1 protein-coding gene is annotated in these 2,472 nt (G+C 78.5%); it reads left to right on the top strand.

What is annotated here, in order from left to right; translation table 11 throughout:
* Positions 1-2,402: FtsK/SpoIIIE domain-containing protein (locus tag RMT89_RS39980; RefSeq protein WP_315888661.1), on the top strand; the 2,402-nt coding region annotated here is incomplete at its 5' end.
* Positions 2,403-2,472 lie beyond the last annotated feature (70 nt).

The raw sequence follows: 2,472 nt of genomic DNA, 5'->3' as shown, positions 1-2,472 counted from the left end.
CGGGTACACCCGCCTCCGACGGCCGCCCCACCGAGGACACCGGCCGCGACGGCCTCCCCACCGACGCCCGCGCCCGTCGCGGCACGGCCTCCGCCGGTGGCGACGGCAGCGGCCGCAAAGGAACCCCCCTGCGCGGCACCGACGTCCCGCAGGGCGTGCGCAGGCGCGGTGGCCTCAGCGCGTGGGCGCGACGGCTGACCGGCGGCCGCGGCGAGCAGGGGGCGCCCGGACGCGAGGCCTACGACGAGCAGGGCGCCGCGGCGGCGGACGAGCACCCCGCCGCCGACGGGCTCCCGGAGACCTGGCCGGACCCCGCCGCCCTGCTGCTCACCGCCCTCGGTCCCGGCCCCCGCCTGTGGGAGCGCGGCCCGGACCACCCCGAGGCGCTCACCGTCCGGCTCGGTACGGCCGACCGGCCGGCCCCCGACGGCTCCGGGCTGCTGCCCGCCGTACCGGTCACCGCCGATCTGCGCGAGGCCGGTGCCCTGGGTCTCGCCGGTCCGCGCGCGCGGCTGGCCGGTCTTGCCCGCGCGGTGGTGGCCCAGCTCGCCGCGCTGCACTCGCCGTACGCCCTGGAGATCGTGCTGATCAGCGCGGACCGCTCGCGCCCGCTGGAGGAGCGCACCGCCGAGTGGTCCTGGCTGGGCTGGCTCCCGCATCTGCGGCCGTCCCACGGCCAGGACTGCCGACTGCTGCTGGCCCACGACCGCGAACAGGCCACGGCCCGCACGGACGAGTTGCTCCGGCGGCTGGACGACCAGCACGGCGAGCAGCCCTCCACGACCCCCGCCCGCCGCCCTTCCTGGGCCCAGGCCGACCCGGCCGACCACTTCGCCGGGCCGCACACCGTCGTCGTGGTGGACGGAGACCCCGGTGGTGCCGATGTCCGGGAGGCCGTGGCCCGGCTGGCGTCGGACGGGCCGCGGGCCGGGATCCACGTCCTGTGCCTCGCCGAGACACCCCCCGCCTCCCCCGCCTCTCCGGTCACCGACACCTACCGGGCGGCCTGCGCCGCGGCCCCGGCGTTCCGGGAGTGCGGCGCGGTCGCCCTGCTGAGCGGCGATGTGGCGACCGCCCTGCGGCTGATGCGGGTCGCCCGCACCGCCGGAGCGGACGCCCATGCCGACCCCGCCCCCGTGGCCCCCGGCACCGTCGCCACCGTGGACGCCGTCTCGCTCCCCTGGGCCGAGCGGTTCGCGCGGGCCCTGGCACCGCTGCGGCCGGACGGCGTCGTGGGAGAGCGGCAGGCGCGGGTGTCCGCGCCGCTGCCCCAGGCGGCCCGGCTGCTGGACGAGCTGGGCCTCGCCCGGGCCACCCCCGCGTCCCTGATGGCCCGTTGGGCGGACGCCGCCGACGACGCCGAGGCGCTCGGCGGACGCGCGTGTGCCGTGCTCGGCGCCGGTCCGCGCGGCCCGGTCGCCGCGGACCTCGCGGCGGACGGACCGCATCTGCTGATCGAGGGTCCCGCGGGCAGCGGGCGTACGGAACTGCTGCGGGCGCTCGTCGCCTCGCTCGCCGCCGCTGAGCGTCCGGACCGGCTGACCATGGTCCTGATGGACGGCCGGGACAGCACGGGCGGGGGCGGCAGCGGCGGGGACGGACTGCGCGTGTGCACCGACGTCCCGCATGTCACCACCCACCTCGCCGCCAACGACCCGGTCCGGATGCGGGAGTTCGCCCAGTCCCTGAGCGCCGAGCTGAAGCGGCGGGCCGAGCTGCTGGGCCGCTCCCACTTCGCCGAGTGGCACGCGGGCCGGGTGGTCTCGGGCCGTATGGTCACCCAGCGCACGGCCACCAGTCCCGGCGGAGCCGCTGACCTGGACGCCCCGCCCAGCTCCACCCTGCGGCTGCGCCCGGCGGCATCCCGTCGCCAGACGGAGGCGGCACCGCCGCTGCCCCGACTGGTGGTGGTCGTGGACGACCTCGACGCCCTGGTCTCCCCCGCCCTCGGCTCCCCCGGCAGACCGGCCGCGGGGTCGGTCATACGGGCGCTGGAGGCGGTGGCCCGGGAGGGCGAGCGACTCGGCGTCCACCTGGTGGCGGCGACGGGTGCGGACGGCCGTACGGCCGAGTCGGAGCCGGCGCGCAGGGCCACCCTGCGGGTCACCCTCGACGCCCCCGCCACGGGACCGGACGAACCGGCGCCCGGGCGCGGCAGGTTGACCTGTGCGGACGGACGCGTCACCGCCTTCCAGGGCGGCCGGGTCACCGGCCGTATCCCCCGCACCGCGACCCTGCGCCCCACGGTCGTACCGCTGGAATGGCACCGCATGGGCGACCCGCCGACCCGCCGCCCGGTCCGCGAACTCGGCAACGGCCCGACCGATCTCGCCCTCCTGGCGAGCGCGTTGGAGCGCGCGGCGAAGGAGGTCTCGGCCGCCGAGGTGCCGTCGCTGCTCTAGGGGGTGTTTTGAAAGTCCCGCACAGCACCCACGGCGCCCGGCACGCACCCTCGCCGCACCGGCCAAAGAC

Source organism: Streptomyces sp. P17 (assembly GCF_032436805.1).
In the GTDB taxonomy this organism is placed as follows: domain Bacteria; phylum Actinomycetota; class Actinomycetes; order Streptomycetales; family Streptomycetaceae; genus Streptomyces.
Note: the sequence above shows the minus strand (reverse complement) of the source record. Positions and strands in the feature narration are given on the sequence as shown.